This is a genomic window from Citrobacter sp. Cb080 (assembly GCF_030334745.1).
In the GTDB taxonomy this organism is placed as follows: domain Bacteria; phylum Pseudomonadota; class Gammaproteobacteria; order Enterobacterales; family Enterobacteriaceae; genus Citrobacter; species Citrobacter braakii.
The window spans coordinates 163,673-176,143 of record NZ_JAOWDG010000085.1; the positions used below are offsets into that span (position 1 = coordinate 163,673).

Below are 12,471 nucleotides of genomic sequence, written 5' to 3' on the forward strand. Positions count from 1 at the left end.
GTGTGCTTACACTACCCAGCGTCTTATTTACCAGCATAATTGATATCTAATGTTAAAACGCCATAACCAAAAAAGCAGGAGAGTCGCCATGATAGAATATTGCCAGATACCGCGCTGTCTTCTCCATACGATCGCATAGATAAAAGGAATAAACAGAGGTAGTGTTAAGATTATGCCCACAGAACGAACATCGTCGTCCTCAATATAATTCATGACATCACAGACATTATTAATTCCCCTACCGTCAATAAACCATTCCTTGTCCTGAGTTGAAAACATAATTATCAATATAATGCTAACTATGCCCCAGATGAAATTCAATGTAAAAGACTTCCAACTCATTAGCCGCCTCGCATAATTTTAAGTATTGCATCTTTCTTTTCTATAATTCGACGACCATATTCACTATACTCACGATCCGGAAAACCGGGTTGTTCACTAATAGATTGGATAATATCCTTTTTATTTCTCATGGTTCCACGATTATATCTAGAACCAGCCAATATTATTTGTTCATCTGTCAAGTACATAGTATCAGAATCTGGATTGTCATATAAAATAAGATCGCGTAAATGGAATGCTACAACCCGAATATTAAAGTGGTTATCAAGCAAACACTGCGACAAGCGGAATTGCTGAAAATGAGTCAGTTTATCTGGGTGAATACCTATTGTTCTTGCTGCAACGCCTATCTGGATAGCAACTGAACCGACAGATGTAGCATTCGACCATTCATTGCTGCTCTTTCCCAATACTTCTTCAATTACCTGTCTAAATTGCAGAACACCAACACCTTTAAATCTCTCTGGAGTTCCGCCAACTTCTGCGACAGCAACACCTGCAAGGAGTAATTCTGGGACTCTTGCTTCATAAGCACATTGTTTTATAATAGTTCTATGGTGAATTAACCAAGCCGTTTTATAATACCAAAGATATGATTTCCCAGTCATAAAACGCCAATTGGTAGGCAGGGCATACCAACGGAAAAAATCCAACCCGTTCCAATGAGGAAAACCATATTCGTCTATCTCACAAAATGGCGGAGAGCTGATCATCATAAAAATTTAATCACCAAGGCAATGTAAACATTGACCTAACAATAGCCATGATTCTCAACCAGTAATGAGACAGATATCACAAGCATAAAAGGAAAAATCAGAAGTTATATTTTTTAAAATAAATTCATAGCAGCAATCATTTCCAATTATACAATATCACCCCAAGATGATTGTCATAATAAATATATCATAGATATACACACGAATTTCATTTTGATAAATTATAAAAATGATTTATTACGAACAAAGCCCGAACGGTATCCCTATCGGGCTTTGCGGAAATTCAATATTTATCTTTCCTTAGTCTGTCACCCACCGGGGGAGTTTCACCATACGACGGCTGTAGTTCTGATAAATCGCCATTGCCAACAGCGAGAAGAAGATCGGGCCTCCGGTCATCCACAATGCGCTGTTCCAGTCCCCAGCTTCAATCACCGGCTGGATGATGGTGAACACATTGGCAAACGTCACCACCAGCACAACCACCGATGTGGCCAGCAACGTCGCCGCTCGGGTTTTAAAGACAACAAACGGTCTTTCCAGGTCCGTACGGGCTTTAAAGAACGGAAACGCCAGCGCGAGGAACAGATACGGTAGCGTCATCGAGACGTTCGCCATCAGCGTCAGTTTGTTATAGAACGCTGAAGCCGTATCGCCGCCAAACGAAACCAGCAGGATAAACAGGCTCACCAGCAGGCACTGCAACCACATTGCCGTCGTCGGCATCCCCACGGCATTCAGTTTGGTCATCGGCGCTGGCCACAGCGCCTTCGGCGTTCCCTGAATAATCGCTTTCAGTGGCGAATAGCTGAGCGTGAAAAAAGCGCCGGTATAAGCGAGAAACATAGAAAGCCCGGTGATACGCGCGAACCACACCCCCGTCGTCATCGCGGTTTCAGGAGAAAGATGCAGCGCGTTACCTAACGCCATCCCGAGGCTTTTCATTAGGATATACGTTATATTGCCGAGGTTGACCGAACTATTGCTTAATACTTGCTGCCAGTTGGTGCTAACGCCCCATAAAAATATGGCCAGTGAATAACCGACAGAAATGACAATCGCGGCAAAGACAATGCCTTTCGCAAAGTTCTTTTCTGGCTTCTCTGTTTTATCAACTAATCCACCCACGGCTTCTATTCCGCCGTAAGCAAAAATGGCAAACACAACAAATGACAACATGGCCAGACCGGACTGATATCCCGGATTAGGTGAGGAGATGAAATTAATATCCTGCGCAAAGTGACCACCAGTTAATAACAAAATAGCGACACTCACTAACAACAGAACTAAATTAAGACACATTACGGCAATTCCGCCTACAGCCGTAATACGAGCAATCTTATTAATACCCCGGGAGGCCACGCAGGTTACCAGAATCATCCAACCGACGGCGAGCAACCCGACGACCTGCGTAGGCTCAAGCCCCGCAAAACGCCAGTGCTGCGTCATGTCTGCGCCAAATAAGAAGGTTGAAAAAGGTACCCAGACTTTCGCTGCGGTGCTTACCATCCATATCACATAGGAAGAAAACCACATAAACGTGCCGATAAACGCATAGCGTGGCCCAACGCTATTATTCATCCACGAATAGATTCCGCCCTCTTCTTTCCGATAGGCAGCCCCCATTTCCGCCATCATTAAAGCAAATGGGATAAAGAATAATAATGCAGAAAATATATACCACGGAATCGCGCTATACCCCATTAAATAGAATGCGGAGGGGCTATTCGCAAAACCGAAAACAGACGTAAATATCATGAGGATGAGACCTATAAGGCTCATCTTTTTTATTGTTTGGGTCATTAAACCATCCCTTACTCTGGCAAGCGTTTAACAAACGCCACTCACCTGTTGGCACTGCCCTCTTTTCAGAGTTCAGCGATAGAAAAATCAACACAGAATTGATACCTGAACGATATCAAATATCCAGGAGTAAATTGTGGCTATTAGAGGGTAAATGAAAAAATATGCTACAAAGTGGCTATTTCACCGCCACTTTGTATTGAAGGAGAGTGCGTTACGCGCGATCGACGGTAAATGCGATAACCTCGGCCAGGCTCTCTGCGCCCAACGCCAGCATCACCAGACGGTCAACGCCCAGCGCCACACCAGAGCAATCCGGCATACCCACTTTTAACGCTTCAAGCAGGTTGGTGTCGATAGGCTGCTGCGGCAAGCCACGTGCGGCACGTTTGCGGTTATCCTGCTCAAACCGCTGCTGCTGTTCGCGCGCGTCGGTCAATTCATGGAAACCATTCGCCAGCTCAATACCTTTGTAGTAAACCTCGAAACGTTCAGCCACGCGGTGATCTTCGGTACTGATTTGCGCCAGTGATGCCTGGCTGGCCGGGAAATGATATACAAACGTCGGTTTATCTTTGCCAATATGCGGCTCAACGCCCATCGTAAACAACAACTGCAGTAAGGTGTCCCGGTCTTCTTCGGTATCGGCGATATTGCTGAGATCCAATTTCGCCGCCACTTCCCGCAGTTGGGTTTTATCCGCAGACAGCGGGTCTATCTCCAGATGGCGCTGGAAGGCTTGCTGGTAAGAGAGACTTTCCGCAGGTGAGCAGTCCAGCACCTGCTGGAGCAAATCATCCACTTCATTCATCAGGCGATACATATCGTAGTGCGGACGATACCACTCGAGCATAGTGAATTCAGGGTTATGATGACGCCCCATCTCTTCATTACGGAAGCTGCGGCACAGTTGATACACCGGGCCGCATCCTGCCACCAGCAGGCGCTTCATATGGTATTCCGGGCTGGTCATTAAATAGAGATTCATTCCCTGGGAGTGTCCAGGGCCGACGAAACGCGTTTCGAACGGGAACAAATGGATGTCCGTTACCGTTGCCTGACTCATACAAGGGGTCTCAACCTCAAGCACGCCACGATCGGCAAAAAAGCGGCGAATCTCCGCTATAATTGCTGCACGTTTTAACAGATTGGGGATGGACGCGCTCGGCTGCCAGGTTGCCGTTTCGCTCATGGTTGTTTCTCCGATTTAAGACAAGGGCACGAAGTCTACTCGTATCGCGTTAACGAGACAAATTTCGCGCGCCAATAATCCACACTGGCAATTGGATAAAAAAAGCGACATGGGGTGGTTTAGTAATTAAATTAATCAAATTCAATGATAATTCCCCCCTTTGACACGCTAAAAAAATCGAACACGTCAAATTTCCCGCACATCCCTGAGACTATACTATTGTACCTATAAAGGAGCAGTGGAAACGCGTTCATAACCTGTTTGAAGCCGATGAAGCATCTGATTTCAGGCAGGAATGAAATAACAACAATCTGGAGGAATGTCGTGCAAACCTTTCAAGCCGATCTTGCCATTATAGGCGCCGGTGGCGCGGGATTACGTGCTGCAATTGCTGCCGCACAAGCAAATCCCAACGCTAAAATCGCACTGATCTCAAAAGTGTACCCAATGCGCAGCCATACCGTTGCTGCCGAAGGCGGCTCTGCTGCTGTCGCGCAGGATCATGACAGCTTTGACTACCATTTTCACGATACGGTAGCAGGCGGAGACTGGCTGTGTGAGCAGGATGTCGTGGATTACTTTGTCCACCACTGCCCAACTGAAATGACGCAACTGGAACAATGGGGCTGCCCATGGAGCCGCCGTGAAGACGGTAGCGTCAACGTACGTCGCTTCGGCGGTATGAAAATCGAGCGTACCTGGTTTGCCGCGGATAAAACCGGCTTCCACATGTTGCATACGCTGTTCCAAACATCTTTGCAGTTCCCGCAGATTCAGCGCTTTGACGAACACTTCGTTCTGGATATCCTGGTTGATGATGGCCATGCTCGCGGCCTGGTTGCCATGAACATGATGGAAGGCACGCTGATGCAGATCCGTGCTAATGCTGTTGTGATGGCAACGGGCGGCGCAGGTCGTGTTTACCGTTACAACACCAACGGCGGCATCGTAACTGGCGACGGTATGGGCATGGCGCTGAGCCACGGCGTTCCGCTGCGTGATATGGAATTCGTTCAGTATCATCCGACGGGTCTGCCAGGCTCTGGTATCCTGATGACCGAAGGCTGCCGTGGTGAAGGCGGTATCCTGGTCAACAAAAACGGCTACCGTTATCTGCAAGATTACGGCATGGGTCCGGAAACCCCGCTGGGCGAACCGAAAAACAAATACATGGAACTCGGTCCGCGCGACAAAGTTTCTCAGGCTTTCTGGCACGAATGGCGTAAAGGCAACACCATTTCCACCCCGCGTGGCGATGTGGTTCACCTCGACCTCCGTCACCTCGGCGAGAAAAAACTGCTCGAACGTTTACCGTTCATCTGTGAACTGGCGAAAGCCTACGTGGGTGTCGATCCGGTTAAAGAGCCGATCCCGGTACGTCCTACCGCGCACTACACCATGGGCGGTATCGAAACCGATCAGCACTGTGAAACCCGCATTAAAGGTCTGTTCGCTGTGGGCGAATGTTCCTCTGTTGGTCTGCATGGCGCTAACCGTCTGGGTTCTAACTCCCTGGCGGAACTCGTGGTCTTCGGTCGTATGGCCGGTGAACAGGCTGCAGAACGTGCTGCAACGGCTGGCGCTGCAAACAGTGCCGCGCTCGATGCGCAGGTTGCTGGCGTTGAAAAACGTCTGAAAGATCTGGTTAACCAGGAAGGTAACGAAAACTGGTCTAAGATCCGTGACGAAATGGGCCTGTCCATGGAAGAAGGTTGCGGTATCTACCGTACACCGGAACTCATGCAGAAAACCGTTGATAAACTGGCGGAGCTGCAGGAACGCTTCAAGCGCGTACGTATCACTGATACCTCCAGCGTCTTCAACACCGACCTGCTGTACACCATCGAACTGGGTCACGGTCTGAACGTTGCTGAATGTATGGCGCACTCTGCTCTGGCGCGTAAAGAATCCCGCGGCGCGCATCAGCGTCTGGATGAAGGCTGCACCGAGCGTGACGATGTGAACTTCCTCAAACACACCCTCGCCTTCCGCGATGCTGACGGCACGACTCGCCTGGAATACAGCGACGTGAAAATCACCACTCTGCCACCGGCTAAACGTGTTTACGGTGGCGAAGCGGAAGCAGCCGATAAGAAGGAGAAGGCGAATGGCTGAGATGAAAAACCTGAAAGTTGAGGTGGTGCGCTATAACCCGGAAACCGATACCGCGCCGCACAGTGCTTTCTACGAAGTTCCTTATGATGAAACCACGTCACTGCTGGATGCGCTGGGCTACATCAAGGATAACCTGGCACCGGACCTGAGCTACCGCTGGTCCTGCCGTATGGCGATCTGCGGCTCCTGCGGCATGATGGTCAACAATGTACCTAAACTGGCGTGCAAAACCTTCCTGCGTGATTACACCAGCGGCATGAAGGTTGAAGCGCTGGGCAACTTCCCGATTGAGCGCGATCTGGTCGTCGACATGACGCACTTTATCGAAAGCCTGGAAGCGATCAAACCGTACATCATCGGTAACCCGCGTACACCGGATCAGGGTCCAAACACCCAGACTCCGGCGCAGATGGCGAAGTATCATCAGTTCTCCGGTTGCATCAACTGTGGTCTGTGCTACGCCGCGTGCCCGCAGTTCGGCCTGAACCCAGAGTTCATTGGACCGGCTGCGATTACGCTGGCGCATCGTTACAACGAAGATAGCCGCGACCACGGTAAGAAGGAGCGTATGGCTCAGTTGAACAGCCCGAACGGCGTCTGGTCCTGTACTTTTGTGGGCTACTGCTCCGAAGTCTGCCCGAAACACGTCGATCCGGCTGCGGCCATTCAGCAGGGTAAAGTTGAAAGTTCAAAAGACTTTCTTATCGCTACCCTGAAACCACGCTAAGGAGTGCACGATGACGACTAAACGCAAACCCTATGTGCGACCAATGACGTCCACCTGGTGGAAAAAGCTGCCATTTTATCGTTTTTACATGCTGCGCGAAGGCACGGCGGTTCCGGCAGTCTGGTTCAGCATTGAACTGATTATCGGCCTGTTTGCACTCAAGCATGGTGCAGAGTCCTGGATGGGCTTTGTCGCCTTTTTGCAAAACCCGGTGGTGGTGATCCTGAATATTATCGCCCTGGCAGCAGCGCTGCTGCATACCAAAACCTGGTTTGAGCTGGCGCCAAAAGCTGCCAACATCATCGTAAAAGACGAAAAAATGGGGCCAGAGCCGATCATCAAAGGTCTCTGGGCAGTTACTGTGGTTGCGACAGTAGTAATACTGTTTGTTGCCCTGTTCTGGTAAGGAGTCCGGAATGATTAATCCAAATCCAAAACGCTCTGACGAACCCGTATTCTGGGGCCTGTTTGGTGCAGGCGGTATGTGGAGCGCAATCATTGCGCCGGTGATGATCCTGCTGGTCGGCATTATGCTGCCGCTGGGCTTTGTTCCTGATGCTTTCAGCTATGAACGCGTACTGGCATTCGCTCAGAGCTTCATCGGACGTGCGTTTCTGTTCCTGATGATCGTTCTGCCGCTGTGGTGTGGTTTACACCGTATGCACCACGCGATGCATGACCTGAAAATCCACGTGCCTGCGGGCAAATGGGTATTCTACGGACTGGCAGCTATCCTGACCGTTGTAACGGCTATTGGGATCCTGACCATCTAATCGCATGCGTTAATTATCAGGCCCGCCAATGGCGGGCCTTTTTATTAGTGCAGCATCCCGGTCAACCAGCGGGAAAACTCACGCATCGCGGGCGTCTCCGGACGAGATTGTAAACGCGTTATCCAGTAACTCCCCAGATCAATCTGCGTTAAAAAAGGCTGCACGATACGTTCACTACTGAGCAAATGCGTGAACATTCTTACCGGTGCAATTGCCACACCAATCCCCGCCTGCGCGGCTTCCAGCATTGAGACGGACGAGTCAAACACCACCACGTTGTGCGTCGGTGACGGAGGCGCTTCTCCGGCGGCCTGCATCCAAAGCGTCCATTCATCACGCCGATACGATCGTAATAACGGAAATTTCAGGATGTCCACAGGTGCTTTAATCTGCGAGGCCAATGTCGGTGAACACAGCGGAGACATCAGCGCGCTACACAAATATTGCGCATCGGTATCGTGCCAGGCTCCTCCTCCGTAGCGAATAGTATAATCCAGCCCTTCGGCGGCGGGATCCACACGGTTATTGTGGGTGGAGATATGCAAATCAATATGCGGATAGTGGCGCTTAAAGTCGCTCAACAGAGGGAAAAGACAGCCGACCGCAAAGGTCCCCACCACGCCAATTTTTAGTTTTTCCTGAGTCTGTTTAGTGGCAAAACGATCCAGCATCCCCGCCATACGATCGAAAGAGTCATTAAGTACAGGTAACAGACTTTCCCCTTCAGTCGTCAACATTAACCCTCGAGAACCACGCACAAAAAGCTGACAATTCAGCTGTTGCTCCAGCGCTTTCACATGCTGGCTTATTGCAGAATGCGTCACGTTGAGCTCAATCGCAGCGCGGGTAAAGCTGAGATGTCTGGCCGCTGCTTCAAAAGCCCGCAGCGAGTTAAGGGGGATATAGCTACGTGTCATTATCTGGCCTGTTAGAAAAACTTATATCTGCTGCTAAATTTAACCGTTTGTCAACACGGTGCAAATCAAACACACTGATTACGTCTGACGGGCCCGGACACCCTTTCGCTTTTAATTACGGAACTGATTTCATGATGAAAAAATCGATCTGCTGCGCGCTGCTGCTGACAGCTTCTTTCTCCACGTTTGCCGCCGCAAAAACAGAACAACAAATTGCCGATATCGTTAACCGCACCATCACACCGCTGATGCAGGAGCAGGCTATTCCGGGTATGGCCGTTGCGATTATCTATCAGGGGAAACCTTATTACTTTACCTGGGGTAAAGCCGATATCGCCAATAACCGTCCAGTCACTCAACAAACGCTGTTTGAACTCGGATCGGTCAGTAAAACGTTCAACGGCGTGCTGGGCGGCGATGCTATCGCCCGCGGCGAAATTAAGCTCAGCGATCCGGTCACGCAGTACTGGCCTGAACTGACTGGTAAGCAGTGGCAAGGTATCAGCCTGCTGCACTTAGCCACCTACACGGCAGGCGGCCTGCCGCTTCAGGTTCCGGACGACGTTACGGATAAAGCCGCGTTACTACGCTTTTATCAAAACTGGCAGCCGCAATGGGCCCCAGGCGCTAAACGTCTTTATGCTAACTCCAGCATTGGTCTGTTTGGTGCCCTGGCGGTCAAACCCTCAGGCATGAGCTACGAAGAGGCGATGACCAAACGCGTCCTGCGCCCCTTAAAACTGGCGCATACCTGGATTACGGTTCCGCAGAGCGAACAAAAAGATTATGCCTGGGGTTATCGCGAAGGAAAGCCAGTGCATGTATCCCCTGGCCAACTTGATGCCGAAGCCTACGGGGTGAAATCGAGCGTTATCGATATGACCCGTTGGGTTCAGGCCAACATGGACGCCAGCCAGGTTCAGGAGAAAACGCTCCAGCAGGGCATCGAGCTTGCGCAGTCACGTTACTGGCGTGTTGGCGATATGTACCAGGGCCTGGGCTGGGAGATGCTGAACTGGCCGGTGAAAGCCGACTCGATAATTAGCGGTAGCGACAGCAAAGTGGCACTGGCAGCGCTTCCTGCCGTTGAGGTAAACCCGCCCGCGCCTGCCGTGAAAGCCTCATGGGTGCATAAAACGGGCTCCACTGGCGGATTTGGCAGCTACGTTGCTTTCGTTCCAGAAAAAAACCTTGGCATCGTGATGCTGGCAAACAAGAGCTACCCAAACCCTGTTCGCGTCGAGGCCGCCTGGCGCATTCTTGAAAAACTGCAGTAACGGACAAGGAGGCCCTGGATATTGGGCTTCCTTTCTTTCTCTTTTTTTCCTGCTGTCATCTACACTTAACAAAAATCCAGCAAGGAAAATCCCATGCGCATTCTGCCCGTCGTTGCTGCAGTTACGGCTGCATTTCTGGTTGTCGCTTGCAGCACCCCAACACCCCCGAAAGGTGTTACCGTAGTAAATAACTTTGATGCCACACGCTATCTGGGCACCTGGTATGAAATTGCGCGTTTCGACCATCGATTCGAACGCGGACTGGAAAAAGTGACTGCTACCTACAGCCTGCGCGACGACGGCGGTATCAATGTTATTAACAAGGGCTATAACCCGGACAGAGGAATGTGGCAGAAAACGGAGGGGAAAGCCTACTTCACTGGCGACCCAAACCGCGCTGCGCTCAAGGTCTCGTTTTTTGGCCCCTTCTATGGCGGGTATAACGTGATTGCCCTCGACAGGGAATATCGTCACGCGCTGGTTTGCGGGCCGGATCGCGACTACCTGTGGATCCTTTCACGGACCCCTACTATTTCAGATGAAATGAAACAGCAAATGCTGGCCATCGCGACCCGGGAAGGGTTTGAGGTGAATAAGCTGATTTGGGTAAAACAGCCTGGTGCTTAGTGGGTGCTCAGCTTGAGGCCAATAATACCGGCCACAATCAGCCCGAGGCTCAGTAACCGCGCCGGGCTGGCAGATTCACCCAGCAGCAGAATCCCTGTAATGGCCGCGCCGACTGCGCCGATACCCGTCCATACGGCATAGGCGGTTCCTACAGGCAACGTACGCATTGCCCAGGAGAGCATGGCGATACTGACGATCATTGCCACAATAGTGATAATGCTTGGCGTCAAACGCGTAAAACCGTGGGTATATTTCAGGCCAATCGCCCAGACAACTTCGAGCAGACCTGCAATTAATAAAACGATCCAGGACATATCAGGCTCCAGAACAATGGGGCCGTCCCCGGTGAAAGAAGCGTTTGCAGGTCGTCCTGCAAAGCTGATGTGTGAAATGGCATTTTTGCCCGAGAGAAAATGAATTTCAACCTTTTTATTCGCTGCCCGCTAAAAGCAAGAATTAAGCATAATTAGCGGCGTAGTTCCCGCATTTGGCACTCATCGGAGTTCTCTATGATGAAGGGCTTTCTGAATCCGGAAAGTCGATTGCCTCTCTTCTGAATGCGAAAAGGTTATGCTTAAAATTTTAGTGATTGACCGGTGCCACTTTACCCGCACAGGGATTGAGGCCTTGCTTAATCATTCTGGCAGGTTCAGCTCCTCATTTCTTGTGTCAGGGATCAATAATCTCCTGTTAGCAAAAGAGCATATTTTGCAGTGGAAGCCGCATCTGGTGATCGCGGATTTATACAGTTTTATTAGCGAGACGCATACCAGTCCGCCAATTAAACCCTTTTTCATGAGCTGCGGCGTCATCCCGCTGATTTTACTGCAATCAGTTGAAAGACAGCACACCTCAATGGCTTCCTCTCAATCCGTCGCCTATTCGGTCTTAACCAAGCACACCACGCTGAACGCGCTCTCACACACGATTCAGGAGGCGCTACAGCTTCGCCCCACATTAGAAATAGCCGAAAACGCGACTCCGCTGCTTACGCCGCAGGAGGAAAAAGTATTGTCAATGTGGATGGATGGTGTGAGTAACAATGCGATAGCCGCCGCACTCAGCATTCATGGCAAGACGGTCTACACCTATAAACGGAATATCCGCATGAAACTGCACATGGGGAACCGCTTCTCACCGTTTCTCTCACTCCCCGGGAAGGGGAATTAACGGTACGACGTGACGTCGTACCGTTCATGATTATTGTTGAGCTTTTGTCGCTGCACCAGAGATTGCGCTACCGCCCTCAGAGATATCCTGCCCAACACCTTTCGTGGTATTGCACGCAGTCAATACTGAAGAAAGAACCAACACAGAAAAGATCGCTGCAATTGTCTTTTTAACCATAACGTCTTCCTTTTCTAGCCAATATTGTTTGTGTATAGCTCATTAATAATAGACAAGATCCGGAAGTGTGATGGATAAACAACCGTTTTTAAGACTATGAGAGAGTGTTAGCTGGCGGCGTGAGAGATTGAATTGCCAAGATGTTTGATGTCTTCACCGAAGCCGCGCGCGGTATTACACCCCGCCAGGAGAGTGCTGGTGAAAAGGATGAGCATTACAAGACTGAGAAGACGTTTCATCATTCCTGCCCTGGAATAAATATCCTCCGGCATAGCCGGAGGTTTTTCGGATGCGCCTATAAGGCTCTGTTACCAGCCGCGCCCTAACAGGCGCATACGATCTGACATTTGCATCAGACTTCGTTACTTACGGCCCGTAAACGGGCTACCCGCATAAGGGATCGATAACTGCTCACCCATTTTATCTTCTGCAAGCTGCTGCTTTATGTATTCCTGTATCTTCACCGTGTTCTTACCCACCGTATCTACGTAGTATCCCCGGCACCAGAACTCTCTATTCCTGTACTTGAATTTCATATCCCCAAACTGTTCATACAGCATCAGACTGCTTTTCCCTTTCAGATACCCCATAAAGCCGGATACGCTCATTTTGGGTGGGATTTCCACAAGCATATG

At 50.0% G+C, this 12,471-nt stretch carries 16 protein-coding genes; 7 read left to right on the forward strand and 9 right to left on the reverse strand.

What is annotated here, in order from left to right; all coding sequences use genetic code 11:
* Positions 1-27: 27 nt before the first annotated feature.
* The 4 genes from OGV38_RS24820 to epmA all read right to left on the reverse strand — a co-directional run bounded on the left by OGV38_RS24820 (position 28) and on the right by epmA (position 4,053).
* Positions 28-342 (reverse strand): YjeO family protein, encoded by a 315-nt coding sequence (locus OGV38_RS24820; RefSeq protein ID WP_049043114.1) that lies wholly within the window; start codon positions 340-342, stop codon positions 28-30.
* The gene (locus OGV38_RS24825; protein WP_077249808.1) at positions 342-1,058 is read right to left on the reverse strand and encodes a hypothetical protein; all 717 of its coding nucleotides are present in this window, start codon (positions 1,056-1,058) and stop codon (positions 342-344) included. Before OGV38_RS24825 ends, OGV38_RS24820 begins: the two co-directional genes overlap by 1 nt.
* A gap of 300 nt (positions 1,059-1,358) precedes the next feature.
* Entirely contained in the window at positions 1,359-2,861 is a 1,503-nt protein-coding gene (yjeM, locus tag OGV38_RS24830) for a glutamate/gamma-aminobutyrate family transporter YjeM (RefSeq protein ID WP_049271647.1), read from the reverse strand.
* A gap of 214 nt (positions 2,862-3,075) precedes the next feature.
* Positions 3,076-4,053, reverse strand: a complete 978-nt coding sequence (gene epmA / locus OGV38_RS24835; RefSeq protein WP_003830517.1) for an elongation factor P--(R)-beta-lysine ligase — start codon at positions 4,051-4,053, stop codon at positions 3,076-3,078.
* A 324-nt stretch (positions 4,054-4,377) separates the two neighbouring features.
* Here epmA and frdA point away from each other — a divergent pair, with 324 nt between their 5' ends.
* From frdA to frdD, 4 genes are read left to right on the forward strand one after another with little or no spacing between them, the layout of a single operon-like run.
* Positions 4,378-6,168 (forward strand): fumarate reductase (quinol) flavoprotein subunit, encoded by a 1,791-nt coding sequence (frdA, locus tag OGV38_RS24840; RefSeq protein WP_016151402.1) that lies wholly within the window; start codon positions 4,378-4,380, stop codon positions 6,166-6,168.
* The gene (gene frdB, locus OGV38_RS24845) at positions 6,161-6,895 is read left to right on the forward strand and encodes a fumarate reductase iron-sulfur protein (RefSeq protein ID WP_016155500.1); all 735 of its coding nucleotides are present in this window, start codon (positions 6,161-6,163) and stop codon (positions 6,893-6,895) included. Before frdA ends, frdB begins: the two co-directional genes overlap by 8 nt.
* Positions 6,896-6,905: 10 nt before the next feature.
* Positions 6,906-7,301, forward strand: a complete 396-nt coding sequence (gene frdC, locus OGV38_RS24850; RefSeq protein ID WP_016151401.1) for a fumarate reductase subunit FrdC — start codon at positions 6,906-6,908, stop codon at positions 7,299-7,301.
* Between the two features lie 10 nt (positions 7,302-7,311).
* A complete protein-coding gene (gene frdD / locus OGV38_RS24855; RefSeq protein ID WP_003025535.1) occupies positions 7,312-7,668 on the forward strand; it encodes a fumarate reductase subunit FrdD in 357 nt (118 codons plus the stop codon).
* 44 nt (positions 7,669-7,712) lie between these two features.
* Here frdD and ampR read toward each other — a convergent pair whose 3' ends face one another.
* The gene (gene ampR, locus OGV38_RS24860; protein ID WP_019078192.1) at positions 7,713-8,585 is read right to left on the reverse strand and encodes a LysR family transcriptional regulator AmpR; all 873 of its coding nucleotides are present in this window, start codon (positions 8,583-8,585) and stop codon (positions 7,713-7,715) included.
* Between the two features lie 131 nt (positions 8,586-8,716).
* Between ampR and blaCMY the strand changes: the two genes are divergently transcribed.
* Both blaCMY and OGV38_RS24870 read left to right on the forward strand, forming a co-directional pair.
* On the forward strand, positions 8,717-9,862 hold the full coding sequence (gene blaCMY / locus OGV38_RS24865) for a CMY-2 family class C beta-lactamase (RefSeq protein ID WP_247799419.1): 1,146 nt from the start codon (positions 8,717-8,719) through the stop codon (positions 9,860-9,862).
* Between the two features lie 93 nt (positions 9,863-9,955).
* Entirely contained in the window at positions 9,956-10,489 is a 534-nt protein-coding gene (locus OGV38_RS24870) for a lipocalin family protein (RefSeq protein WP_016151398.1), read from the forward strand.
* Here the strand turns inward: OGV38_RS24870 and sugE are convergent.
* Positions 10,486-10,803 (reverse strand): quaternary ammonium compound efflux SMR transporter SugE, encoded by a 318-nt coding sequence (gene sugE, locus OGV38_RS24875; RefSeq protein ID WP_016151397.1) that lies wholly within the window; start codon positions 10,801-10,803, stop codon positions 10,486-10,488. The two genes, OGV38_RS24870 and sugE, sit on opposite strands and share 4 nt — an antisense overlap.
* A gap of 256 nt (positions 10,804-11,059) precedes the next feature.
* Between sugE and OGV38_RS24880 the strand changes: the two genes are divergently transcribed.
* Positions 11,060-11,659 (forward strand): helix-turn-helix transcriptional regulator, encoded by a 600-nt coding sequence (locus OGV38_RS24880; protein WP_046275848.1) that lies wholly within the window; start codon positions 11,060-11,062, stop codon positions 11,657-11,659.
* Positions 11,660-11,689: 30 nt separating this feature from the next.
* On the opposite strand, the gene ecnB is transcribed toward OGV38_RS24880, so the two are convergent.
* From ecnB to tnpA, 3 genes are all read right to left on the reverse strand, one after another.
* Positions 11,690-11,836, reverse strand: coding sequence for a lipoprotein toxin entericidin B (gene ecnB, locus OGV38_RS24885; RefSeq protein WP_016151395.1), 147 nt, complete (start codon positions 11,834-11,836; stop codon positions 11,690-11,692).
* Positions 11,837-11,943: 107 nt separating this feature from the next.
* On the reverse strand, positions 11,944-12,078 hold the full coding sequence (gene ecnA, locus OGV38_RS24890) for a lipoprotein antitoxin entericidin A (protein WP_016151394.1): 135 nt from the start codon (positions 12,076-12,078) through the stop codon (positions 11,944-11,946).
* Positions 12,079-12,198: 120 nt separating this feature from the next.
* Positions 12,199-12,471, reverse strand: a 273-nt coding sequence (tnpA, locus tag OGV38_RS24895) for an IS200/IS605 family transposase (RefSeq protein ID WP_286473102.1), incomplete at its 5' end; no start/stop codon positions are given.

What these genes read in the sequence shown, in the direction of transcription:
- OGV38_RS24820 (WP_049043114.1), bottom strand. Translation starts at nt 342, where the DNA reads ATGAGTTGGAAGTCTTTTACATTGAATTTCATCTGGGGCATAGTTAGC.
- OGV38_RS24825 (WP_077249808.1), bottom strand. Translation starts at nt 1,058, where the DNA reads ATGATGATCAGCTCTCCGCCATTTTGTGAGATAGACGAATATGGTTTT.
- yjeM (WP_049271647.1), bottom strand. Translation starts at nt 2,861, where the DNA reads ATGACCCAAACAATAAAAAAGATGAGCCTTATAGGTCTCATCCTCATG.
- epmA (WP_003830517.1), bottom strand. Translation starts at nt 4,053, where the DNA reads ATGAGCGAAACGGCAACCTGGCAGCCGAGCGCGTCCATCCCCAATCTG.
- frdB (WP_016155500.1), top strand. Translation starts at nt 6,161, where the DNA reads ATGGCTGAGATGAAAAACCTGAAAGTTGAGGTGGTGCGCTATAACCCG.
- frdC (WP_016151401.1), top strand. Translation starts at nt 6,906, where the DNA reads ATGACGACTAAACGCAAACCCTATGTGCGACCAATGACGTCCACCTGG.
- frdD (WP_003025535.1), top strand. Translation starts at nt 7,312, where the DNA reads ATGATTAATCCAAATCCAAAACGCTCTGACGAACCCGTATTCTGGGGC.
- ampR (WP_019078192.1), bottom strand. Translation starts at nt 8,585, where the DNA reads ATGACACGTAGCTATATCCCCCTTAACTCGCTGCGGGCTTTTGAAGCA.
- blaCMY (WP_247799419.1), top strand. Translation starts at nt 8,717, where the DNA reads ATGATGAAAAAATCGATCTGCTGCGCGCTGCTGCTGACAGCTTCTTTC.
- OGV38_RS24870 (WP_016151398.1), top strand. Translation starts at nt 9,956, where the DNA reads ATGCGCATTCTGCCCGTCGTTGCTGCAGTTACGGCTGCATTTCTGGTT.
- sugE (WP_016151397.1), bottom strand. Translation starts at nt 10,803, where the DNA reads ATGTCCTGGATCGTTTTATTAATTGCAGGTCTGCTCGAAGTTGTCTGG.
- OGV38_RS24880 (WP_046275848.1), top strand. Translation starts at nt 11,060, where the DNA reads ATGCTTAAAATTTTAGTGATTGACCGGTGCCACTTTACCCGCACAGGG.
- ecnB (WP_016151395.1), bottom strand. Translation starts at nt 11,836, where the DNA reads ATGGTTAAAAAGACAATTGCAGCGATCTTTTCTGTGTTGGTTCTTTCT.
- ecnA (WP_016151394.1), bottom strand. Translation starts at nt 12,078, where the DNA reads ATGATGAAACGTCTTCTCAGTCTTGTAATGCTCATCCTTTTCACCAGC.